Here is a 22,562-nt window from a genome sequence, read left to right as displayed (position 1 = left end):
CCCGTACCAAGGGCGGCGAACTACGGGCCAAGGTAGCCCGACTGCTGGCCGACCGTCCGGCGGACAAGCTCACCATCAGGGACATGGCCAGGCAGCTGGGCCACTCCCACGGTGCCGTCCGCAATGCCGCCCTCACCCTGGCGAAACGCGGCGAGGCCGACAAACTCGGCACCGGACAGCCGCAGTTCCGCGCGAACAACCAGACCGCAGCAGCCGCGCAGACCGCTGTGATCAGTCCACCGGGAACCCACTCCCCCCGTGTCCAGGCGGCCATGGCCCGCACGACCGCTCCCGCACCGACCAGGCCCAAGCAGGTCGGCCCGATCCGCCGCGCCGGGGGCCAGCTCTACCACCCCCGGGAGCTGGCCGACCTGCCCGACGTCGAGGCTCTGAACCGCTTGCGCGACGCCGACGTGCCGGTGCTGCTCTACGGCCCCCCGGGCACCGGCAAGACGAGTCTGGTCGAGGCGGCGTTCCCGGACCTGATCACCGTCGCCGGTGACGGCGACACCACGGTCGGCGACTTGATCGGCGAGTACACCCAGGACGACGGCGGAGGCTACGTCTTCCAGTACGGCCCGCTGGTCGCCGCGATGACCGAGGGCCGCGCCCTGCTGATCGACGACGCCACCCTGATCTCCCCGAAGGTTCTGGCCGCGCTCTACCCGGCCATGGACGGGCGCCGCCAGATCCAGGTCAAGGCTCACAAGGGCGAGACCATCAAGGCCGAGCCCGGCTTCTACGTGGTTGCGGGCCACAACCCGGGCGTTCACGGTGCCGTGCTGACCGAGGCGCTCGCGTCCCGGTTCTCCGTACAGATCCAGGTCGGCACGGACTACGACCTCGCCCTAGCCCTGAAGATCGACGCCCGAGTGGTCCGAGTCGCCCGGCACCTCGCCGCCCAGGTCGAACTCGGCGAACTGGGCTGGGCCCCTCAACTGCGGGAGCTGCTCAGCTACCAGCGGACCGAGGCCGTCCTCGGGACCAAGGCCGCGCTCGCGAACTTGATCGGCATCGCTCCCCTGGAGGACCGCGACGCGGTGGCCGATGCCGTCAGCAAGACTGTCGGCATCAAGGACGTCACTCCCCTCACCCTCGGCAAGCAGCTCCCCACCGCAACCACATCGGCCGCCCGGCAGCCCCCGCCAAGCACCGGCTCCGCCCAGCGGGGCCGCTCGCGATGAGTGCCCATCACCACGTCCAGTCTCCTGCCACCACGCCCGAGGACGACGCCGACCTCGCGCGCTGGGACGACGACGGGGCCCCACCCGCACAACCACGTTCCTCCCCGGCCGCGTGGCTGCGCGTGGGAGCCGAACTCGGCGACCGGCTGGTCGCCCTCTCCGGCCGCCAGGACCTCCTCGTCACCTGCCGCCCCGGCACCCGCAGCGGCGCACCGGCCGCGTACATCCCCGCCTTGGCGGAGATCGAGTTCGACGCCCGCCTGTTCGCACCTCTCCAGCCCCACGAGGTCCGCCCGCGGATCGTGGGCGACGAGGAGCGCTATCCCGCGGCCTGGGGAGTGCTCGTCCACGAGGCCGCCCACGCCGTCCACTCCGTATGGGAGGAGCCGGCCGGCGCGGACCACCGTGTTGTCGAGGCCGCGCTCCTGCTGGAGGAGAGCCGTGTCGAAGGCGCCCATCTGGTCAGGCGGCCCACCGACCGCACATACCTGCGCACCAGCGCCCGGACCCTGGTCATGCCCGATATCGCCCACCCAAGTGTCCAGGGCATCGAGCAGGCCGCCGGCGCGGCGGCCCTGATCCTCGGCCGCCGGGACGCCGGCATCCTGGACGCCGACGAGACCAAAGCCGTCGCCGATCTGTGCCAGCGGGTCCTGGGCGCCGACCTGCTGGCCACCCTCACCGGTATCTGGACCGCGGCCCACCGGTGCGCCGACCACGACGCCACCACCATGCTCGCCCACGCCCAGGACTGGTGCGACGCCCTGGACACCGCCGCCCCCGCCCTGCCCTCCCCGCCGAAGAACCTCGCCGATCTCCTGTCCGGCGCCGTGACGGCCGTCATGGACAGCACAGCCGCCAACGACGCCGCCGACCTCGCGGCACAAGCCGCCGCCAACAATGCGGTGGCCGCCCGCTCCAAGGCACAGGCGCAGGACCGCGCCCAGCGAGCCGGCCAGCGGCGCAAAGCCGCCGCCACCGCCAAGAGCGTCTTCAACGCCCGTGGCACCACCGTCACCCCCGACGGCACACCGGCGCCCTGCGGCAACCCGGTCACCGGCACCCGCCGGCCCACCGCCGCCGAGCAGAGTGCCGCCGCGCGCCTGAGCCGCGCGCTGCGTGCCGCCGCCTACCGCGAACGGACCGAGGAGCGGACCACCAGCCCCACCCCGCCCGGCCGCCTCAACATGCGCCAGGCCCTCGCCCGCGACGCCCAGCGCGCCGCCGGGGCGATGCCCACCGCGGAACCTTTTACCCACACCCGCCGGCGCAACTCGCCTACCCCACCGCTGCGGGTGGGCATCGCCGTGGATGTCTCCGGCTCCATGAGCGCCGCCTGCAAGCCCGTCGCGTCCGCCGCCTGGATAGTGGCCCGCGCGGCAGCCCTGACCGACCCCGACTCCCGCACCGCCACCGTCGCCTACGACCGCGATCTGACCGCGCTGACCCGGCCCACCCACCGGGCGCCGGAGCGCGTGACGACATTCGATGCCAATGGCGGCAGTCACAACTTGGGCGATGCCATCGACGCACTCGACCACGGTCTCGACCTCAGCCGCCCCGGCACTGGCCGTCTCCTCGTGATCGTCACCGACGCCCAGTACACCGACAGCGAAACCACCGAGGCCGTCACCCGCGTCAAACGCCTCACCGCCGCCGGCTGCGCCGTACTCCAGCTCACCCTCACCAAGAATTCCCTCCACCTGCCAGGGACCACCCTGCTCCACCTGTCCCAGCCCTCCAGCGCCCCCACCGCCATCGCCAAAGCCGCTGCCGACGCCATCCGCACAACACGCTGAGACGCCGTCACACCACCACGGTGACCAGACGCACAAGCCCCTCGCCGCCAGCTTCGCCGGCTGCACCGAGACCAGGGGCGGACCACCAGCCAGGCTCACCGAGACTCCGCAGGGTTCATCGATCCGTTCCGGGGTGGCCGGGCCCCGGAGGCGGCGGGAAGCACCTGGGCATACCGGCATCTGCGACTGAGCGCTTCAGCCGGCACGGTCAGAGATCCCTACGGGACGCTTGTCGAGCATCTGGGCGATTCGGGAAAGCGAGATCGATCACCAGTCGGCGACGGGCCGCAGAACACACACATCGGTCGTACGGGCCTGTTCCCACGTATGAAGGAGGGATTTGGTGGCCGACAGGCTCGATATCACTGGCAGCCGGTGGACCGTCCCCGGAGCCGAAGCCGTCCTGACCCTCCGGGCCCTCATCAGCAACAGCGACTTCCCGCAGTACCGGACCTTTCACAACCGCAGAGAACGCGAACGCCTCTACCCCCGGCCCGACCAGCACAACAACGAACTCCCGGCCTGACCGACGAGCTCACTTCAGAAGATCCGCACCTGTTCTCTGAACTGGGCCACAGACCAAGTACTTTGCCCCTACGCTGCGGTGTGACTGACCTGCAGACAGCGGCAAAGGTTGCGAGCCTGATCGGCTGGACAGGCTGACGTGGGTCGGATGGACAGCGTCGATCAGCGGGGGAACGCATGACCACAGCTGACGGTCAAGTGGGGCTCGTCTTCGTTCACGGATTCATGTCCAGCCCTCGAATTTGGTCGGCTGCGGCGGAGCTCATCCGTCAAGACCCAGAACTGGATTTCGCTACTCCGCTACTGTTCCGCTACTCCTCCCCTCGATTCCGCATACACCCGTTACGTACGGTTCCAACCTTTGAGGTCATCGCAGACAAGTTGGCTGGTTTCATCGAGGTGGACGCCGCAGCTTTCCGCAAGCTGGTCCTCGTCACGCACAGCCAGGGCGGTCTCGTCGTCCAGAGGTATCTGCACCGGACACTCAGCGATGCGGAAGGACTCAAACTCAGCCGGATCAGCGGGATCGTGATGTTCGCTTGTCCTAGCGCCGGTTCACAGCTCGCGCTCAGTCTCCGGCGTAGCGGGCTGTTTGGGTGGAATCCGCAGGAGCCGCAATTGCGGCCTCTGAACGCAGCGGTCACTGAGGCGCTCCGGACCGTCGTCAACCGTGTGGTGCATGCCAGCGAGGCAGGTCCTGCCTCCTGGCCCATCCCGATCATCGCTTACGCGGGTGAGGAGGATGGGGTGGTGCCACCGGCATCGGCCCACACCGTGTTCCCGGACCGCCGTGTCGTGTCGGGTGACCACCGGACACTGATCCGTCCAAAGAGCGAGGAAGACGATCGCTACCGGCAGCTGCGGGCAAGCCTCCTAGCCGCACGCGATAGGCATGGCACGACCCCCTTGGACGCCGCTCCCGCCGACGCTTCGGCACTGGTTACTCCCCTGCGCCGAGTACAAAGAGAGCCACACGCCCCTGCGGCGCGGCACCGGTCCCTGAGCGCTTGGGACCGCTACGTGCTCATCGAGCCCGAAGAACTGATCCACGTCGACAAGGTGATCGATGACGTCACTGCCGCGATCGAGGACCCGCGCGCCACGGCCGCGTCTGCGGTAGCCGTTTGGGGAGAGGGCGGCCTCGGCAAGACCGCAATCACCCATGCGGCTGTCCAGCGCGTTGCCAAGGGAGACAGCTTCACTCATATCGTCTGGGCGTCGGCACGCAACGCCCGGTTCTCGGCGGCCAACGCTACCGAAGCGTCGGTCAACTCGATGTACTGGCACGACCTGCTTCGCATCATCGCGCAGCAGGTGGACTGTGAGCTCTCACCCGCTCAGGCGCTCTGGGAGGGTGAGCTTCGCAATCACATCGAGCACCAGCTCGACGACGCCCGTGTGCTGGTGGTTGTGGACAACCTGGAGTACGTGGATGCCGCCGACGAGGTCATCGAGCAGCTGCGATCCCTCGGCTTCCGCCGTCCCCACCGCATCGTGGCCACCACCCGTCTGAAGTCGTCGGGCAACGAGATGGGGGTCCGGAACATGCCCATCCACCCGCTCGGGGAGCGGGAGACGTACAACCTGGTCCGGCTGACGGCACACGACAGCAGCTCGGACCTCGCGGAGGCGCGGGACGAGGAACTGGAGTCCGTCTACGGGATCACCGAGGGGAATCCGTTCCTGATCAAACTCATCACTCGCCGCTACGCCGTGAGCGGCCTTCCGTTGCCACGGATCATCGAAGAGCTGCGCCAGGTGACCGGGGAACTGGGCGCGGCGGTGAAAGCGTGGCTCTTCGAGCAGTCGCTGGAGGAACTGGCCCGTCGCTCGTCACGCAAGGAAGCCCGCCGGCTCCTCTTCTCGTTCTGTGCCAACGGGCGGGGCGGAGCCATGACCTATGAGGAGTTGTTCGAGGAGAGCGTCCATTCTGACGACGTGAACCGGTTCAACACCCTTATGACTTCCGCGTGTCGACTGGGACTGGTGCGAGCGTCCGGACGCGACCGTCGCTACTCGGTCCACAGCCTGCTCTACGAGCACACCTGCCCGCGGGTCGGGTACGGAAAGTCGATCTAGTGGAAGACCACGTGGCAGTCGGCCTGACGGCGTGGCAACGGGAGGTGCAGGAGGAGGCGGAGGAGGAGTACCCCCCACGGATAGCGGACGCCGTGGCCCATCCTGAGCGCTATGCGGCCCCGGAGCGGTTTCCGAAGCTGGCCTTGCTTGTCAGTGGTGCAGTCATGGTGCAGAAAACCCTCGCCCTGGAGCTGACCCGCGCACTACTCGGTCTGGCCTTCGATATCGCGCTGACGGTGGGCGCGAGCAGCCGGTTCCGCGAACACGAAGAGTTCGGACGGAGCGTCCTGGCCCTCATCGACGTCCTGGATGAGACCGGGGCACCGGTGTCCGGGCTGCTGCTCTCAGCTGCCCGCTTCCAGGCACTCTTTGCCAACGGTGACCGGTCCCGCCTGGATCTCATTGTCCGTGCCGTCGCCGCCAGCCGGACCGCCGACGAGCGCATCGCGGCACTGCTGACCATGTCTCGCTCACGCACCGACATCAGTGACTACCAGGGCGCGCGGGCGGCACTGGCGGAGTGCGCCTTGCTGGTCCGACAGGAATCGACATCGCACTGGGGAGCGGAATACGAGCACAGCCTCGGACTCACCCACTACTACGCAGATCCAGAGCGCGCCGCAGCCCACTTCGAGAAGTCAGTGGAGTTGGGGCGACCTGTGATCGAACGGTCTGGTGTCAGCCAGGCCGTCGCGTCCTCGCTGCACTACCTGGGTCGGTTTGCAGCAGAGCGTCGCGACTACGCCCGAGCACTGGACCTCTATGCCGAAGGCGAGAGGCTCTCTGACAAGCGACTGTCTTCGCATGGCTACTATCACCAGCGTGTGGCGGAGATCTTGGTGGTGCACGGAACGATCGAAGAGGCCGCCTACCATCTAACGCGCAGTCAGCAAACTTTCGACCAGGCAGCCCAGCGCAGCAGCGCTCTGGCCCTGCTCGGAGGCACCTGGACCGACTTCTTTCTCCGCACCGGTGACCTAGACCAGGCCGAGGATGCTGTGGCCGATGCAATCAAGCTGAGTCGCAAAGAGGAGGGCGGGGCACGGGTCGAACTGGTGCTTTTGGCGAAGCGGCTCCGCCTATTGATCCGACAGCGCCGCCTGAGCGCCTTGCTCGTACTCCTCTGCCGGGCGGCCTGGCTGTACGTCCGGGAGGAACTCGACCACAACCCGGTGACCGCAGTCCGTCAGACGCTCGTCGTGGCCCGGCAGGGCGCCCGCATGGTCCGCCCAGGGGGCGGCAGCCCCGGAGGACAGCCGCTCATCTGCCCATGTGGCGAGGACCACCGGGCCGGAGGGACCGCTGGGTAGGCGCCGACCCGAGAGTCCGCGGAGGTAGTCGCCGTGCGACGCGGCTGGCGCGCCAGCACGGGTACGAGATCGTCCGTTGCGGTTGCCGCTGGTGAGCACCCGACCTGGCCGAGAGGGATGGAAGGAGCACGCGCTGGCCGTGAATCAGCGTGTCAGCGTAGGTAGGAGCGTCCCTCAGAAGGAGCTAGGCTCATCGGGAAACAGGCCCCGTATCTGCTCGACGTACCACCGCAGCAACTCGCGGCCCTCGGCGAAGAGATACGCCTCCCGGTCCCGAGGCCCCGAGCCGCGGGCGCCCTTGCCGTGGACGAGGAACCGGCCCCACTGGCCGTGGTGCCAGAAGACCTCGTTGAGCCGGACCGGGCACAGTTCGGCCGCCCGTGCCCCTGACAGGTAAGCAATCTTGCTCATCACGTAGTCGCGGGCAGCGACCGCGTACTTCCGGGCCTCGGGCAGCGACGTCCGCCACCGCCGGAAGAAGTCCGTCATGGGCTGTGCCGAGGGTGGGATGCGCAGCCCGAAGTCGCCACGGTGTCGGGGGCGGTTGAACGGATCGACCGGCGACTCCACCGTCGCCCCGAAGGCGCGGGAGATCTCGCCTGCGTACCGCTGCTCCAGGAAGGCGAAGTACGCGTCGATCCGCGTGATCTTCTGCCGTGTGGTGTCCCGAGCACGCTTGCCAGGGCCGGCGAAGTAGCTGTCGAGGTGACGCGGAGTGATCCGCCACGGCGCCAACGAGTAGTAGTCGCACAGCTCGATGACCGGCTTGATCAGCTGGTCGAGGGTGCTCGGGGCCAGCCCCGCCGCGTCCCGGGCCCACCGGTACTCGGCGAGGGTGTCGAGGAAGAAGCCCTCCTCATCCTCCAGGTGCGCCTCGGCCTGGCGCCGGCGCTGCAGCGTCACCACGTCCGCGAGCCCCGGCTCACGGGCGGCGGGCGCGGGGACCGGGTGCAGCGTGGGAGTCCGGGAATCGGCCGCGAACAAGCAAGTTACGCCGCTAGCTCCTGGATTCCAGGAGCTAGCGTCACAATCCCCCACGGGCGGATGGCGCAGGGCGCAAAGCCCCGACCAGCTCAGACAGTTGTGGTAGCCGTACGGCGCCCATCAGGAACCTACGCGTACTCCAGTAAGGAACAGGCAGCGTCCTGGGCCCGTGAACTCGTCGGGCGCCTCGACGTACCGCACTACGCCGCGCCCCTCAGCAGCGCTTCGGCCCTCGATTCCAGCACGGTGATGTCCGCGCCGCAGACTCCGTCGAGCTCTTTCTGCAAGCGGACGGCCGCCTCGGCAGCAGCATCGAACGCGATCCGCCCCTCCGCGAACCGCGGCCAGGCCCGGGCCACGTCACCGCTGACCCATGTCCGGCAGATGTCGCTGTCACGGTCCGCGGCTCCCGGGCCGAGCCCGGTCCGCCGGTCGCAGTACGCCACCCAGGACGGGCGGAGTTCCACGAGCACGGATGTCCTGGCCAGGGTGTCGATCGCCGTCTCCGCGATCGGCTGCCGAGGGTCGATGTCATTCAGGAACGCCATCAAGGTGTCCCGGACATGCTCGCTGTCGAACACCGCTTCGCCGACGAGCGAGTCGGGATACTGTCCGGCCCGGCCGCCGGCGATCACCGAGAACGGTGCACGGCCCGCGAGGGAAAGCTGAGTGTGCCAGGCCACGCTGCGCTCCTCCTGCTGAGCACTCTTCCCGTCTGGCTGACCGAACACGGCGTTCCTCCCCTGGCCGAACAGCGGACGTCGCTCCTGTGTGTACCTGATTGCCTGTCCCCACCGCAACCAATCCCGAGAACCCCTGCCGTCAGGGCGTTCCGGCCGCGATCGCGATGAAGGACCGAAGAGGATCTCACCGACGGCGTGAACGCCCCGCGTACCGCTGTGGAGAGCCTGTCCACCATCACGTGCGCCCCTTCCCTTTTCTCTCCACCACAACGGGCGGGCAGCCTAGGGCCTGTTTCAGAAGTGGATCTTGATGTGTCAAGATCCACTTCATGGGGAGGCATGTTCTGACGAATGTGCAGTGGGCGAAGCTGGAGCCGCTGCTCCCGGTCGGGAAGAAGCCTGGACGGCCGCCGGTGCACACCAAGCGGCAGCTGATAGACGGTATACGCTGGCGCACCCGCGCCGGTGCTCCGTGGCGGGACGTGCCTGAGCGGTACGGCCCGTGGGAGACGGTTTACGGACTGTTCCGGCGCTGGCAGCGGGACGGCACCTGGCACCGCATCTTCGAGCAACTGCAAACCCGGGCCGACGCCGAAGGACTGATCACCTGGGATGTCTCGGTGGACTCCACCATCGCCCGCGCCCACCAGCGTGCGGCCGGTGCCCGCAAAAAGGGGATCTGCAGATCGAGCCGCCCGGTGGTGTCTTCACCGAGCCCGACGACCACGGGCTCGGACGCTCCCGGGGCGGGCTGACCACCAAGCTGCACCTGGCGGTAGAGCAGGCCCAGAAGCCGATGTCGCTGGTGATCACGGCCGGGCAGCGCGGTGACTCCCCGCAGTTCCAGGTGGTCCTGGGCCGCATCCGGGTGCCTCGGCTCGGCCCGGGCCGTCCGCGTACCCGGCCGGACAAGGTTCGCGCCGACAAGGCGTACGGCTCCCGGGCGAACCGCGCCTACCTGCGCAAGCGCGGTATCCGCTGCACGATCCCGGAGAAGCGCGACCAGATCGCCAACCGCAAGAAGCGCGGTTCCCACGGGGGCCGGCCACCCACGTTCGACAAGGCCGACTACAAAGAGCGCCACGCGGTGGAGTGCGGAATCAATCGCCTCAAGCGCCACCGCGCGGTCGCCACGAGATACGACAAGCTCGCTGTCCGCTACGAGGCGACCGTCCTCATTGCAGCCATCAATGAGTGGTTGTGACTCCTTCATCCCGCTTGCGCGGGGTGTCGGTGGCGAGCAGTTCCCGCAGGAGTTCAACGATGAGACCGGGCTGTCCTACGAACGGAGAATGGCCCGTCTGCCACTCGCGCACGTCGGTGCAGCGTGAGGCCATCTTCCGTTGCAGGCCCGGGTCGATGGCCCGGTCCCGTCCACATACGACGTAGGTGGAGGGAGTGTGCTTCCAGCTGTGGCGCTCCGGAACTCCTCGCCCGCAGCCGGGGGCTTGCGCACGCAGCAGGCCAACTGCCCAGGCGGCGAGAGGTTCGGGACAGTCGCCGTAGAGGGTGTCGACAGCCCGGTCGGGATGCAGGCTGGTCGAGCCGTCGGGCTCGGGGTTAATCGCGCCCTGGAGCTGCGGGGACGCCCCACCCAGACCGGCTGCACTCTCGCCGACATCCAGCACGAAGGCCGCAAGATAGACCAGGTGTCCCGCTCCGTGCACCCCGGTGATCACTGACCCGCCGTAGGAGTGACCGAGCACAATCGGAGGCTCGTGCAGCGCGTCGATGGCAGCCTGGACCATGGCTGTGTCAGCGGGCAATGAACCCCGGTGGAGCTCGGGAACGACAACCTCGGTCCCTGCAGTCCGCAAGCGTTCTGCCACCACGGCAAAGTGCTCGGGACGGTGATACAGGCCGTGAACGAGCACCACGGCGGCCAATTCGCCCGCCTCCTCAGGTCGGCGTCAGGCCAGTGATCTTAGCTCTGGACCATGGCCGGCCATCACTCACTACCTTGATCCACTTCCGAAACACGCCCAGCGCCCACAGCCGCCACGGTCCGCCGCAGATCGTGGTGATCACCACAGGAGAGCCGTCGCGGCCCGTGCGGCTTCGTCCCGCCGCGGCCTCCTGCTGCCGGTGCACGGCTCCCACAGCCCGTTACCGGCCTCCAGGAGCCGAGATCGCGCGGCGGACTGAACGAATCCGCCGGAAGACCACGCCTCACCTTCCCGACGCGGTCACACGCCCAACCGGGACCCGCCCTGCAAACCCTGCCCCCCCAGGGCCGCCACGCGTACCCGCCGGCCTGCTCGAACTCCTCGGCACGACGGCCGAGGCGGAGTGCGGGACGGGGAACCCGTTCCGATGGCTGCCGGGAAGATAGCCGGGACCCGCCGGTTGGCCAAACCGGCGGTCCTCCGGACCATTGTTCCTCCCGCCCCACCACCGTGGAAGGAACCCATGGTCCAGCCCCCGACTTCGGCGTTCACGCCGACACCCGACCCTCTCACTCCCGACCGGGACATCACCCACGCCCACTTCCGGGCCGGTGAGACCGTCGTCGTCCTCAAAGGGGTAGCCGGTGGGGAACTGTGGGGCGACGCGATGCGCGTCGTCGCCCCTTCCTGGCACACCCTGACCGACGAGGACGGCTGGCGGCTGCGTGATCCGACCGGCGGCGCCCAGACCTATGTCACCGCCCACCCCCGCTACCTCGTGCACCTCTCACGCCGCTGCCCGGACTGCCTGATCCACCTGCGGGCCATGGAAGAAGCGCTCCTTCCCCGGTTCGCCGGCCGCGACGAGCTGATCGACTGCGGCTGGTACACCACGACCGCGCTGGGACAGCTGGTGCACATCGCCGACGTCCGGGGCGGCCGGTGATCCCCCGTCTCCACAAGCGGGACAACACGCCCCACGGCCCGCTCTTCGAAGCGCTGGGGCCGCTGTTCTCGCCGGCTGAGGCCCTGGGGGAGCGCGTTCTCGTGGCCCACTGGGCGGGCCTGGACGACTACACCCTGCACGGTGAGCGGAAGACCTGGAGCGCCGACCGGTGGGCCGATCACCTCGAAGAGCCCCTCCTCGAAAATCCGTTCGCCGCGAGCCAGGACGACGACCGGCGGGCGATCCTCCACCTCGAAGTCCGGCTTCACCCCGACGACCGGGAGCTGACCGGGCCGCAGTGGGCCCACGTCGCCCGCCGCTTCGCCCGGGCCGCCGGCATCGAGATCCCCGGCGAGGAGGACGGCTGCCACTGGATCGCCGTACGCGCCCGGCCCGGACGCCTCGACCTGATCGCCAACATGATCCACCTGGACGGCGCCTGGCATTCCCCGCCCACGGACGTCGTGCGCCGCCTCGCTCAGGAGACACGGAGCATCGAGCAGGACCTCCGCCTGGTCCCCGTCCGCTCCGGCCCCACGGCACCCCCCGCCGGCCGTCCGGCGCCCACGGCATCGGTCCAGTTCGCGGGCGTCCTCACCCAGCTCGCCGACGAACAGGACGGCCCGCTGGCCGCGGTGCGCGGACTCGTCGAGCACACCGCCCACCAGCTCGCCCGCCGGCCGGAAGGCGCCGGCCATGACACGGCGCACCGCCTGGAGCTGATCGCCCGCCGCCTCCACGGCATCCAGCAGGACCTGGAGAGCACCGCGTCCCGCCTGCTGCGGCCCCCGGCCGCTCCCGCACCGCTCTCCGGCCGGCACACCACCCGGTCGCTCTAGCCGGCCCTCCACCGTGACCCACACTCCGGTGAACTCCTCGCCCGCGGCGGCGACTCCGCCGCGCACCGCATCCTCCAGCGCACGGAGTGCATCTCCGTCGTCCGTGTCCACGAGACCGGCCACCGCGCCCCACCGGCCTCTCCCCGGCCACGCCGCCGGCCGCCGGACCGAACCGCTGACCCCACCCCGCCCAAGGACCCCATGCACGACCACAACACCTCCGAGCGCCTCGCCTCCTACGCCGACGTCCTCGCCGGCGAACTCCCCGACACATGGACCAGCACCCTCCTCCCGGCGGACGCCAAGGACGACCTCGCCCGTCTCGCCGACCGCATCTGGGACCTGGACCTGGTCGCCGCCGCGCTCGCCGAGAAGCCGCTGCGGCAGGCCGCCGTCCTGAGCCGCCCGGACGGCGCCCAGCTCGCCGTCCTGGACCGGCCCCGCGGACACGACGGATTCCTCATCGCGGCCGTCGCCCCCAGCGCCCTGCCCGACGAGGCATACCGCGACGTCGCCGAACCCCACGGGATCGCCCTCAACGGGGACGATCCGTCACTGAGCGCCGAGCAGATAGCCGGTGACCTTCTCGCCCGCTACGACAGGTCCCTCGCCCAGGTCCGCGCCAACGCGCTGGCCGGCCTCCCAGCCTCCCGGCCGGACCGGGTCGTCCTGGCCTGGCAGCCGGACGGCAGCGTCGCCGCCGCCGCCGACGCCCGTGCCGGCGCGGTTCTCACCGCCCACGGCTTCGCCCGCGACCCGCACAGCGGCATCTGCCGCCTCACCGGCGACGACACCCAGGCTCAGGCCCGCATCCTGCGCGAGATCGGCCCACGCCTCGACGCGCTCGGTATCGGCACCGCCCTCCAGCACCCGACGGGCCGGACCGCACCCGCCGCCGCGCCGGCCACCGCGCCGCCGTCCTCCGCCGCCTCCGTCACGGCAGCCGGCAGGGCGCGGTGACCAGCACCGCCCTCCGACCCGTACGGCTGCGGCGCCAGGGGCTCTCTCCCCGGCCCGGAACCTGCCCAGGAACCGGCGCCCCCTCCGGAACCGGCCCGGCCCCGGACCACAGCCCCGCCCGCCCGTCCACCGGCCCCACGCTCTAGGAGAATCGTTCCTTTTGCCTCATCCTGATGACGACTGCACTCTGGTGGTCTCCCGCGACACCCGCTCCCGGGAGATCACCGTCTACGACGGTGGCCAGCAGGCCCACGGCATCCTCCAGCAGGCCGGTTTCGAACCGGTGTTCGGCACCGACGGGACCCGGTACCGTCTGCCCGCCGGGCGGCAGCCCGACGAGGAGAACCTCGTCGCCCGCAAGGTCGCCGTAGCGCTGCGGGCCGACGGCCACCGGGTCCTCTGCAACCCGTGCTTCGAGCCGGACGTCGTGGTCTCACGCCCCGCGAGCGCGGGCTTGTCGGTGGCAGCGCTCGCCGACCGTATCCGCGAAGCCACCACGGCCGACGACGTCGCCGGGTTCCTCACCGAGCTGACCGCTTCCGACGGCGGCGTCCTCGCCACCCTCGACGGGATCGTCACCGCCGTCGCGGAATTCCACGACACCCTCGGGGACCCCGCAGACCGATACATCGCCGAGCGACTGCGTCACGTCGCCGCCGAGCATCTGCGCCCCGTCCGTACGGAGCTCTCCCACGCGCGCGACCAGCTGGCCGAACGCCGTGCGCCAGACTCCGGCCGCCCCGCCCGCACCCCCGCACCCGCTGCCCCAGCAGCACGCCGAGCCCGATGAGGCAGCAGAAACCCGACAAGCCGCCCGACGAACAGCAGCGCCGCACCGCCAGCACTCTGGCCCTGCTCCAGAGCGGCTGCAGCGTCTGCCTCGACCCGGCCTCAACACCCTCACCACACGGGACGAGGACCGGATCACAGCCCACCGCCACCTGGAGCACCTCTCCGGCCGCGCCGCCCAGGCCGCCGACGCCCACAGCCTGGCCGGCGTCCTCGCTGACCTCACCACCCCCGACGCGATCCTGGAGCGCGTGGACGACGTCGTCCTCCGCGTCCGTCTCTCGGGGGACGACCGCTCCCCCCTTCCCACGGGACGCCAGGAAGCGGCCGTCGTCCTCCTGAGCACCGCGCTCGGAGACATCTCCCGCCTCGCCATGCTGGTGAACGACGCGCGCGGACAGACCTCCGGCGCGGCCCCCGCCCCGCCGCCCGGCACCCCGGTCGCCCCGCCGCTCGGCTGCGGCAGGCCGCAGCCGCTGACCACCCCGCACCGCTCGTTTCCCCCGGAGTCGTCCTTCCCGTGCCCCCGACGCCCCAGGTCCCCTACGTCCTGGCCGCGCCCGGCTATCTCGCCGGCGGAGGCAGCTGGGACCACCTCACCGAACTCCTCCATCACGGCCACGGCTGGCACTACACCTCGGAAACCGACCTCCACACCCGCCTGACCAGCCCCGACCAGCGTCTGCACGTCACGCTCGCGCACGCCAGGCCCCACCCGGAATGGATCCTCACCGGCCCGGCCTGGCAGGCGCGGATCGGTGTCTTCCTTCCCGTCGAGTACGTCACCGCCATCGTGGACGCGATGCGCTCTCCCGCACCCGATCCGCCGGCCGCCCTGGACCCGCTGGCCACGGCGGGCTGGACCACCCGCCGTTGCGGCACCGCCCGTACGGCCGTCTCCCCCGACGAAACGGTGAGCGTCACGGAAGAACGCGCCCCGGACGGAACACCCGAAGCCTGGTACGCCTCCTGCACGGCCGGCGGCCTGACCTGGTGGAACGCCGTGTTCCCCGTCGGCACCCCGCTCCAGGTCGCCGCGGCCTTCACCGGATCCCTCGCCTCACCCGACCCGCTCGTGAGGATGGCCGTCGGTATCCCGCTGTACAACTGCGGCTCCTACACCCGCTTCACCCCCACCGACGTGAGCTGGCACGGCGAACGAGTCGGGCTCGATGCCCGCATCGCACAAGCCCGGGCCGCACGCCGCCCCGCCCCCGCGGCCCCACCGCCGCCCGCATCCCCGTGCCGGCCCGGAACCGTGGCACCGCACCGCCCCCGCTGACCCCGCCTCCCTTCTTTCTTCCCGTACAGGAGTTTCCGTCCGTCCCGCTCACCGTGCCCGCCGTACCCCGCCGCCGATCTCCGCGTCCCGCCCGCCCCGGCTCGCCACCGTCCTCCTGCGCCGCTACCTGCGTGCCCTCGCCGTCAGTCCCGAACGCCCCACGCCACTGGCCGGCGCCCGCCCCGAGGCGGTCATGGACGAAGCACGCCGCCTCGACCACCACTAGAACCCCTCCCGCCCCCTTCAGGAGGGCCATGCCTCTCCCCGCCACCACCCCCTTCCAGCGAGCCGACGACATCGCCCGCCACCTCGACCGCCTCGCCGACCACCTCGGCCAACTCCCCGCCGGACAAGCGCTCCAGCTCGTCGCACGCGTCATGGACCCGGACAACGGTGTCCTCGCCGGCTTCACCGGCGTCCTCGTCACCGGAAGCCGCCGCGCCCAGCGCGAGGCCGAACGCGGCACCCTGCCCGCCGAGGTGTGGCTCGCCCTCGGACGCGCCGCGAACGAGCTCTCCGACATCGGCCTCGATCTCGGCGAACACACCGACGCGCTCCGGGAGTTCGCCCACCGCCCGGCCTCACCGTCCGCCTCGCCGCCCGCCGCCGCGCCGCTCGTCGTACGGCGCCACCGATGACCGGCCACCCCACCGGCTGGGCGGCGAGCCCAGAGCCCCAGCAGCACTACCTCGTCGAGCCCCGCCACCTCGCCGGCGGCGGCGACCTGCGCCACGTCACCGAATTCCTGCGCGCCTGCGGCTGGAAGGACCGCGCGCCCCGCCGCAGAACCGGCCTGATCATCCTCGAAAGCCCCGACCGCACGATCCGGATCGGCTACGACCCCCACACCGAGCCCGGCGGCTGGACCGTCTCCGCCCGCCCCACCGGACAGGAGGCGTGGCAGGCGACGTTCAGCCACCAGACACCCGTCGAGGTGATCGCCGGTCTCACCGACACGCTCACCCTGCCGCGCTCCGCGCACGCCCCCAATGTGTGGGCGCCCCTCGAAGAGGCGGGCTGGGAGCGCGGACGCAGCCGCCACCACACCATGGTGAGCCCGGACCGCGGCGCGTTCGTCACCTTCCACACCGCCTCCCCCGGCGGCCCGTCCCACTGGAGAGCCGGGGCCCGCAACGAACACGGCCGCGCCTGGGACGCCCTGTTCACCACGGCCACCCCGCTGTACCTCGTCCAGGCGGTCACCCACGCCCTCGCCGACCCCCGGCCGGTGATGCGGCCCCGCGGCCATCTCCCCCACACCCGGCAGATCCGCACCACCTCCGTGTCCGTGCTCCCCGCCGAACTCGCCGCCTGGCAGCAGGCCCGCATCACCGAGGCCCGCGCCCGCACCTGGGCCCTCTCCACCGCCGCCGACCCCCGCACCAGCCCGGGCCCGGGCCCGGGCCTGCGCTCCGTAGCCGGAAGCAGACGCCGCTGACCATCCCCTTCACCCACCCGCATCCGCTCCCCTCGAAAGAGGCAGCCAGTCCGGCCGGAGCCCTCACCCGCCGCCGGCAGACGTGTATCGCCGACCCGCCGGACACGGCCCGCAGGAACCGCGCATGCCGGTGACCGAACGGCAACTGGAGGCGTTGCGCAGGGAGTACGAATCGACGTACGTCCTCCCCACAGGCCCCCGGCATCTCGCCGGTCCCGGCGACCCCCGCCACATCACCCACGCCCTGCTCGCCGCCGGCTGGACACTCACCTCCGACCCGGCCCACCTCGAAGTCGAACTCACCGGCCCCGACCGGCACTTCGGCCTGCGTCTCGACAGCACCGCATGGACGCTGCGCACCCAGCACGGCGGGCACCGGTACGCCTCGTTCAGCAGATCCACACCGGTCGAGATCCTCGCCGGTCTCACCGACACCCTCCTCACCCCGGCCCCCGCCGACACCGAAGCCGCCGGCGTGACCGGCACCTGGAACTTCCTGCAACGCGCCGGATGGACCGTCACCCCGGGCGAATTCCTCGTCCTGCGGCAGGCCACGTCCCCTGACCGGCGTATCGCCGTCGGCCTCGTCCAGCCGGCCGAGGACGTACCCGACCACCGCTACTGGACGATCCGGGCCCTGAAGTCCGCGCTCCCGCCCGACGGCTCCGTCTACGGCGGCTCCGCGGTCTGGGACGGCCAGCTCTCCAAGGGCACGTCCGCCGACGCCATGACCGGTTTCCTCACCGCGCTGACCAGCACCGAACCGCTCTGGCGGCCATGGAGCCAGACCAACTGGACCCCGAATCCGCCCGAGTCCGACCGGCAGATCGGTGCGGTCGTCGCCACCGCCCACGAACAGCGCGTCAAACACATCGCGGCCCGCGTCCGAGCCGCCCGCCGCAAACCCCCCGCCGCCGTCCCGCACTCCCCTGCCCCGAACTCCCCTTCGGCCCTCGCCCGATGACCCCGGAGAACCTGTCCGTGCCCCACACCCTCACCCCGCACGTCCTGACCGCTGCCCGGGCCGCCCGCCGGTGAACACCCCCCACACCACCACCGGCGCTCCCGACGACGGCCGCCTCGTGGCGCCCGCCTGGCTGGCCGGCGGTGGGGATCCGCTCTGGATCACCGCCACCCTCCGCCTCGCCCGCCACTGGCGCGCCGCCCCGGCCACGCTCAGCCCCCACGTCCGTCTCGTCCACCCCGCCCGGGTCGCCGAACTCCTCCTCGACCCCGAACCCGACGGGCAGCGGTGGACCCTCCTGCACCACGCCGCCAAACGGCCAGCCTGGTACGCGCAGTTCGGTGCACGCACCCCGGTCGAGTTCATCGCCGGACTCACCGACAGGCTCACCGCACGACAGCCCGACCACACGCTCCTGGCCGACCCCCTCGACCTGCTCCTGGCCGCGGGCTGGGCCGGGACCGGACACGACAGCGCCGTCTCCCCCGACGGCATCGCCCGGGCCGAACGGTACAACGGCTACTGGACCGTCACCGCAGCCGTCGGCAAGGATCCCGAGAACCTGGTGTGGAACGCCCGTCTCAGCGAACACATCCCCAGCCACCTGGTCTGCGGCTTCTTCCGCGCCCTCACCGACCCCACCCCGCTGCACCGCAACCGCGCCGCACTCCCCCGGCGTTTCACCTCCCGCATCCGCACCTCCCCCGCGCCGGCCGGCACGCACACCGCCCAAGACCGGCTCGAACAACGCCTCCAGGACCTCACCACCCCTCATCAGCACGGACCCGCATCCCCCGCGCCGAAGCCGCCGCCCCGGCACACCCGCTGACCTCCGCCGAAGAAGGCCCATACCCACACCGCACGCCCAGGCACCCTTGCCGGCGACGGCGGGCGACACCCACCGGCAAAGAGCCGTACACGACCCCACCGGCCACCCACGGCCGAACCGACAGGACTTTCCTCATCTCCTCCGATCACCGCGCGCACCGCGCCTACCTCCGCCGCCTCGACCGCTACGTGCGCGACAGCAAGACGATCCTCGACGCCTGGGACGCCTACTCCGAGGAGCACACCGACCTCGACGGGTGGCCCCACGACGACCACGCCTACGGCCTGCGCGCGAGCCGCCGCAACGCCGACACCGCCGCCGCGTTCGAGCAGCTGCGGCACGGCGCCCGCCACCTGCTGGCCACCGCCGGAATCCAGCTGGGCCTGCTGCCAGCAGGCACCGGCCAGAGCCGCTGGGTCCACCAGCTGGACGTCCTGCGCACCGCTCTCGACCGGCTCGACGAACTCGACGAACAGTGGCGGGCGACCCAGGACACACTCCCTCTCAACGCGGCGCCCGGCACCCTCGTCTACGACGACGCCCTCGCCGAGCACCACGCCGCGTCGTGGACCTACCTCGACGAGTGGGCCACCCACGGCGCCGTGCTCCGCGAGATCAACACCGCCGCCGGCACGGCCCCCTCCCCTCTCGCCCCGCCGCAGACCGCCCGGCCGGCACCGGCCGCCGGCCCGCGCACCCCGGCACGGCGGTGACCGTGCTCCCGCCCGGCGAGAGCGTCCCGGTCGACTTCATCACCCCGCGCCATCTGGCCGGCGGCGGTGATCCCGCCTGGATCACCGTGCCCCTCCACCGCGCCTGCGGCTGGAGACAGGAGAGCACCCCCCTCAGGCCCCGCGTCCGGCTCTCCGGCCCCGGCAACACAGCCCGGCTGTGGCTGGACCCGCTGCCCGACGGCCCGTGGTGGACCCTCACCCACGCCGCCGGGAAGGACCGGCCCGGCTGGTGGGCCGGCTTCGGCGCCCGCACCCCCGTCGAACTCATCGCCGCCGTCACCGACGCCCTCACCGACCCAGCCCCCGCCGACGACGCGCCGTCGGACGCGTACGCACCGCTCCGGCAGGCCGGCTGGACACCGTACGGACAGCACGGCCTCGTATCGCCGGACGAGACCGTCTCGATCAACAGCCTGGGACCGCGCGAGGAAGCATGGGGCTGCTTCGTCACCGCCGAACTCACCTGCCAGACGGTGTGGCAGGCCCACTTCAGCAGGCACACACCCGAACGCCTGCTCGGCGCGTTCACCGCCGCACTCACCGACCCGGACCCCGTCGCGCGCACCGACGACCTGCACAGCCTCCCCCACACCCCGGGCGTCATCACCCGCGAGACCACGACGATCCTCGCCGCCGACGTCGCCGCAGCCCTCGAAGACCGCGTCCGCTCCCTCGCCACCCGGCACACCCCGCACCCGTCCCGCCCACAGCCGCAGGTGCCGCTGCGCAAGCGCCGCATCCGCTGACCCCGCCGTTCCCTCCCGGAAACACCCAGCTCTTTGTCCCCTTCTCCCTCCTCCAGCAGCGCCGACGGGTACGACCTCGTCCTGCGCCTGATGCTCGGCGTGCTCGCCGTCGCCGTCCCCCTGGCCAACCTGGCCTGGCTGTCCGGCAACATCACCGCCCGCCTCACCGGCGACCGCTGGGCCCCCTACCAGCCGACCGCCGCCCTCCTGCACCCCGACCGGGTCTGGCCCGCCACCGGGGAAACGTCCCTGCTGATCGGCGCCCGCATCGTCCCCGTCCTGCTCCTTCTCGCTCTCGGGGCGGCGGCGGGCCTCCTGTGGTCCCGGTACAAGAACCGAAGCGGCGGCCGGAACAAGAAGGTCACCGGTATGGCCCGGGCCCGGGACGTCGAACCGCTGATGGCCAGGGCGGTCACCGGCAAGGCCCGCTCCCTGCGCCCGAGCCTGAAGGACGCCAGACACATCGAGGCCGCCGACACCGGCATCCTGCTCGGCAACCTCCAGGGCAGCCGCCACGAGGTCCGCATGGGCTGGGAGGACGTGGCCGTCGCGATCATGGCGCCCCGCTCCGGGAAAACGACGAGCCTCGCGATCCCCTCGGTCCTCGCCGCGCCCGGACCGGTCCTGCTGACCTCGAACAAAGCCGCCGGTGACGCCTACACCGCCACCTACGACGCCCGCGCCCGCACCGGGCAGGTGTGGTCGATGGACCCGCAGCAGATCGCCCACGCACAACGGGCCATGTGGTGGAACCCCCTGGCGGACGCCAAAACCCTGGACGGCGCCGGGCGGCTGGCCGGACATTTCCTCGCCGCATCCGTCGACGCGAGCCAGCAGGGCGACTTCTGGTCCAAGGCCGGATCGAACATCCTGAGCCAACTGTTCCTGGCCGCGGCCCTCGACGAACGGCCGATCACCGACGTCATGACCTGGCTCGCCTTCCCCGCCGACCGCACCCCCCTCGACATCCTGCGCGACCACCAGTTCACCGCCGTCGCCGCCCAGCTCAAGGGCACCGTCGAAGGCCCGCCCGAAACCCGCGACGGCATCTACGAGACCGCCCGCCAGTACGCCGCGGCTCTCCTCAACTCGCAGATCGCCGCCTGGGTCACCCCGCAGAAGGACGTCCCCGAGTTCCGGCCGGCCGCGTTCGTGACCTCCACCGACACCCTGTTCCTCCTCAGCAAGGACGGCGGCGGCGGAGCCAGCGCGCTGATCGCCGCCTGCGCCGACTCGGTGATGCGGGCCGCGACCGCACAGGCCGAACGCGCCGGCGGGCGCCTCGACCCGCCCATGCTGGCGATCCTCGACGAGGCCGCCAACGTGTGCAAGATCAGCGACCTCCCCGACCTGTACTCCCACCTCGGCTCCCGCGGCATCATCCCGATCACCATCCTCCAGTCCTACCGCCAGGGCCAGAAAGTGTGGGGCGACGCGGGCATGGACGCCATGTGGTCGGCAGCCACCGTCAAGGTCATCGGCTCGGGCATCGACGACATCGACTTCGCCGACAAACTCTCCCGCGCGATCGGCGACCACGACGTCGAGACCACCTCCACCTCCATCTCCGATTCCGGAAAGTCCACCAGCATCTCGATGCGGCAGGAACGCATCCTGCCCGCCGACGCCATCCGCGCCCTCCCCAAGGGCACCGCGATCTGCCTCGCGACCGGCCTGCGCGCCGCCATGCTCGACCTGCGCCCCTGGTACACCGAGCCCGGAGCCGACGAACTGTCCGCCGCATCAGCCCGCGCGTCCCGGGCGATCACCGAACGCGCCCTCGCCAAACACACACCCGTGAAGCCCGGCTTCGGGAAAGCCGCGTGAACGAAACCCGGCTGCACCTCGTGCCGGTACGCTCCCGCGAGGCGAAGGACTTCGTGCGCACCTGGCACCGCCACCACCCGCCGCCCCCGGGCCAGATCTTCGCCGTCGGCGCCGCCGACGACACCGGCACCCTGCGCGCCGTCGCCATCGTCGGCCGACCCGTCGCCCGCCACCTCGACGACGGCACCACCCTCGAAGTCACCCGCACCGCCGGCGACGGCGCACGCAACGCCAACTCCCTGCTCTACGCGGCGTCGTGGCGCGCGGCGAAAGCACTCGGCTACCGGCGCCTGATCACCTACACGCAGGAGGGCGAGAGCGGCGCGTCCCTGCGCGGCGCGGGCTGGCACCTGATCGCCCAGCGCCCGCCCCGAGCCGGATGGGACACCCCCTCCCGACCCCGCACCGGCCACGGCAACGACCACATCACCCGCCTCCTGTGGGAGGCCCCCTTATCCACCCGGGCCGTCCGGCGCCGCGCATGACGACCCCTCCCGCCGGCACCCTCGTGTTCGACGTGGCCCCCGAGCCGACACCGGTCGAACCGCTGCTGCTCCTCGCGGACCAGTACGTGCAGCACAACGACACGCTCGACCGCCTCCTGCGCGCCGGAGCGCCGGCCGGGCCCGACGCCCATGCCGCCTCCGCACAGCAGCTCGCCTCCGCGACCCGCGCCGCGCTCAGAGCCGTGACCGGCGAACGGCTGCCCGCACGTCACGATCTGTCGGGCGCGCAGGTCCGCCTCCAGCAGCTCGCCT

At 71.2% G+C, this 22,562-nt stretch carries 20 protein-coding genes and 2 pseudogenes; 19 read left to right on the top strand and 3 right to left on the bottom strand.

All coding sequences use genetic code 11. The annotated features are described in order from the left end of the window. Positions 1–83: 83 nt before the first annotated feature. The 5 genes and pseudogenes from J8M50_RS41090 (at position 84) to J8M50_RS41070 (ending at position 6,897) form a co-directional block, all read left to right on the top strand. Positions 84–1,184: an AAA family ATPase gene (locus J8M50_RS41090; RefSeq protein WP_010359839.1), complete on the top strand. Its 1,101-nt coding sequence runs from the start codon at positions 84–86 to the stop codon at positions 1,182–1,184. Beyond that, complete coding sequence (locus tag J8M50_RS41085; RefSeq protein ID WP_223786407.1) at positions 1,181–2,983, top strand: vWA domain-containing protein; 1,803 nt, start codon at positions 1,181–1,183, stop codon at positions 2,981–2,983. Before J8M50_RS41090 ends, J8M50_RS41085 begins: the two co-directional genes overlap by 4 nt. Positions 2,984–3,317: 334 nt before the next feature. Further along, a pseudogene (locus J8M50_RS41080) lies at positions 3,318–3,509 on the top strand (ISKra4 family transposase); the annotation flags it as partial. Positions 3,510–3,685: 176 nt separating this feature from the next. Next, positions 3,686–5,587, top strand: coding sequence for an AAA family ATPase (locus J8M50_RS41075; RefSeq protein WP_029184595.1), 1,902 nt, complete (start codon positions 3,686–3,688; stop codon positions 5,585–5,587). A gap of 11 nt (positions 5,588–5,598) precedes the next feature. Next, positions 5,599–6,897 (top strand): tetratricopeptide repeat protein, encoded by a 1,299-nt coding sequence (locus J8M50_RS41070; protein WP_223786406.1) that lies wholly within the window; start codon positions 5,599–5,601, stop codon positions 6,895–6,897. A gap of 189 nt (positions 6,898–7,086) precedes the next feature. On the opposite strand, the pseudogene J8M50_RS41065 reads toward J8M50_RS41070, so the two are convergent. Both J8M50_RS41065 and J8M50_RS41060 read right to left on the bottom strand, forming a co-directional pair. Continuing rightward, positions 7,087–7,881: pseudogene (locus J8M50_RS41065) on the bottom strand (site-specific integrase); the annotation flags it as partial. Positions 7,882–8,081: 200 nt separating this feature from the next. Then, positions 8,082–8,564 carry a hypothetical protein gene (locus tag J8M50_RS41060; RefSeq protein WP_010352106.1) on the bottom strand — a complete coding sequence of 161 codons (483 nt, stop codon included), beginning with the start codon at positions 8,562–8,564 and terminating at the stop codon, positions 8,082–8,084. 329 nt (positions 8,565–8,893) lie between these two features. On the opposite strand from J8M50_RS41060, the gene J8M50_RS41055 reads away from it, so the two are divergent. Beyond that, positions 8,894–9,768 (top strand): IS5 family transposase gene (locus tag J8M50_RS41055; protein ID WP_370516671.1). Its coding sequence is split into 2 segments (ribosomal slippage): positions 8,894–9,283 and positions 9,286–9,768, totalling 873 coding nucleotides; the frame shifts between segments, so codons are not numbered across the junction. Here the strand turns inward: J8M50_RS41055 and J8M50_RS41050 are convergent. After that, entirely contained in the window at positions 9,752–10,450 is a 699-nt protein-coding gene (locus J8M50_RS41050) for an alpha/beta hydrolase (RefSeq protein ID WP_078480598.1), read from the bottom strand. The two genes, J8M50_RS41055 and J8M50_RS41050, sit on opposite strands and share 17 nt — an antisense overlap. 523 nt (positions 10,451–10,973) lie before the next feature. On the opposite strand from J8M50_RS41050, the gene J8M50_RS41045 reads away from it, so the two are divergent. The 13 genes from J8M50_RS41045 to J8M50_RS40985 all read left to right on the top strand — a co-directional run bounded on the left by J8M50_RS41045 (position 10,974) and on the right by J8M50_RS40985 (position 22,289). Then, on the top strand, positions 10,974–11,396 hold the full coding sequence (locus tag J8M50_RS41045) for a hypothetical protein (RefSeq protein ID WP_010352110.1): 423 nt from the start codon (positions 10,974–10,976) through the stop codon (positions 11,394–11,396). After that, positions 11,393–12,235 (top strand): hypothetical protein, encoded by an 843-nt coding sequence (locus tag J8M50_RS41040; RefSeq protein ID WP_010352111.1) that lies wholly within the window; start codon positions 11,393–11,395, stop codon positions 12,233–12,235. The genes J8M50_RS41045 and J8M50_RS41040 overlap by 4 nt, the downstream gene beginning before the upstream one ends. 201 nt (positions 12,236–12,436) lie before the next feature. Next, positions 12,437–13,195 carry a hypothetical protein gene (locus tag J8M50_RS41035; RefSeq protein ID WP_010352112.1) on the top strand — a complete coding sequence of 253 codons (759 nt, stop codon included), beginning with the start codon at positions 12,437–12,439 and terminating at the stop codon, positions 13,193–13,195. A 160-nt stretch (positions 13,196–13,355) separates the two neighbouring features. Beyond that, the gene (locus tag J8M50_RS41030) at positions 13,356–13,985 is read left to right on the top strand and encodes a hypothetical protein (protein WP_141655553.1); all 630 of its coding nucleotides are present in this window, start codon (positions 13,356–13,358) and stop codon (positions 13,983–13,985) included. A gap of 519 nt (positions 13,986–14,504) precedes the next feature. Further along, on the top strand, positions 14,505–15,266 hold the full coding sequence (locus tag J8M50_RS49880; RefSeq protein ID WP_010352114.1) for a DUF317 domain-containing protein: 762 nt from the start codon (positions 14,505–14,507) through the stop codon (positions 15,264–15,266). Positions 15,267–15,520: 254 nt separating this feature from the next. After that, a complete protein-coding gene (locus J8M50_RS41020; RefSeq protein ID WP_010352116.1) occupies positions 15,521–15,904 on the top strand; it encodes a hypothetical protein in 384 nt (127 codons plus the stop codon). Next, on the top strand, positions 15,901–16,704 hold the full coding sequence (locus J8M50_RS41015; protein WP_010352117.1) for an SPDY domain-containing protein: 804 nt from the start codon (positions 15,901–15,903) through the stop codon (positions 16,702–16,704). The genes J8M50_RS41020 and J8M50_RS41015 overlap by 4 nt, the downstream gene beginning before the upstream one ends. Positions 16,705–16,828: 124 nt before the next feature. Beyond that, entirely contained in the window at positions 16,829–17,668 is an 840-nt protein-coding gene (locus tag J8M50_RS41010; RefSeq protein WP_010352118.1) for an SPDY domain-containing protein, read from the top strand. A 70-nt stretch (positions 17,669–17,738) separates the two neighbouring features. Then, positions 17,739–18,497 (top strand): SPDY domain-containing protein, encoded by a 759-nt coding sequence (locus J8M50_RS41005; protein WP_010352119.1) that lies wholly within the window; start codon positions 17,739–17,741, stop codon positions 18,495–18,497. 188 nt (positions 18,498–18,685) lie between these two features. After that, positions 18,686–19,210, top strand: a complete 525-nt coding sequence (locus J8M50_RS41000; RefSeq protein WP_010352121.1) for a hypothetical protein — start codon at positions 18,686–18,688, stop codon at positions 19,208–19,210. Beyond that, positions 19,207–19,977 carry an SPDY domain-containing protein gene (locus tag J8M50_RS40995; RefSeq protein WP_010352122.1) on the top strand — a complete coding sequence of 257 codons (771 nt, stop codon included), beginning with the start codon at positions 19,207–19,209 and terminating at the stop codon, positions 19,975–19,977. Before J8M50_RS41000 ends, J8M50_RS40995 begins: the two co-directional genes overlap by 4 nt. Before the next feature lie 90 nt (positions 19,978–20,067). Further along, complete coding sequence (locus J8M50_RS40990; protein ID WP_050987170.1) at positions 20,068–21,804, top strand: type IV secretory system conjugative DNA transfer family protein; 1,737 nt, start codon at positions 20,068–20,070, stop codon at positions 21,802–21,804. Next, complete coding sequence (locus J8M50_RS40985; protein ID WP_010352124.1) at positions 21,801–22,289, top strand: XF1762 family protein; 489 nt, start codon at positions 21,801–21,803, stop codon at positions 22,287–22,289. Before J8M50_RS40990 ends, J8M50_RS40985 begins: the two co-directional genes overlap by 4 nt. Positions 22,290–22,562 lie beyond the last annotated feature (273 nt).

Source organism: Streptomyces acidiscabies, assembly GCF_020010905.1.
Classification (GTDB): Bacteria; Actinomycetota; Actinomycetes; order Streptomycetales; family Streptomycetaceae; genus Streptomyces; species Streptomyces acidiscabies.
The sequence above is the reverse complement of the archived record's forward strand: the minus strand, read 5'-3'. Positions and strand labels throughout refer to the sequence as shown.